An 888-nucleotide genomic window follows, 5' to 3' on the forward strand; every position below is an offset into this window, starting at 1 on the left:
AAATGGATTTGAGCAGGCGTCAGGCGTCAGGAAGATTGAGCGAGGTGATTGGCGAGAAAACGGTGAAAAATGATAAGTATTTCCGCACGCTTGGATTGAGACGGGCGGCAGAGGCCTCCTATGCAGCTTATACAAGTGAGGGCAAGGAAGCGTTGGATGTGTTTGCGGAGGGAGTCAATCTTTATATCGATGAGCTCAAGGAGAATGGAAAATGGCCGGTCGAGTTCACTTTACTTGGATATAAGCCGGAGCGGTGGACAGCCGTCGATTCGCTGACGATCGGGAAATATATGGCCTTTGATTTAGGCGGAAACTGGGAGGACCAGGCGTTCAGGCAGTATTTGCTGCAAACGTTCCCGAAGGAAAAGGCGTATGATTTATTTCCGGATTATCCAAAGAGTGCTCCTTATATCATCAGTAAGGAGGAGCTGGATATTGAAAGAAGTTTCGCAGCGGCCGTCATTCCGTATGAATTCAACGGCAGCAATAATTGGGTCGTTTCGGGCAGTAAAACCGATTCGGGGAAACCTTTATTGGCGGATGATCCACATCTTGGGCTGGCCACACCGTCCGTTTGGTATCAAATGCATTTGGAAGCCCCGACAGTCAATGTGAGCGGCGTGATTTTTGCCGGAATTCCGGGGATCATCCTCGGCCATAATGAAAAGGTCGCATGGGGAGTGACCAATACGGGACCGGATGTCCAGGATTTATTCATTGAGAAGAGAAATCCGGAGAACGAGAAGGAATTCGCTTTCAAGGATAAATGGGAAAAAGCTGAAATCGTGGACGAGCCAATCAAGGTGAAGGATGGGAAAACCCTGGATTATAAGGTGACCGTTACCCGTCATGGACCGGTCATCTCCGAGTTTGCCGGCAAAAGCGGCA

General features: G+C 49.3%; 1 protein-coding gene. It reads left to right on the plus strand.

Annotated elements, in window-relative coordinates:
• Positions 1-888: penicillin acylase family protein (locus CVN76_RS01355; RefSeq protein ID WP_198512411.1), on the plus strand; the 888-nt coding region annotated here is incomplete at both ends.

The sequence above is a fragment of the Bacillus sp. mrc49 genome, assembly GCF_002803435.1.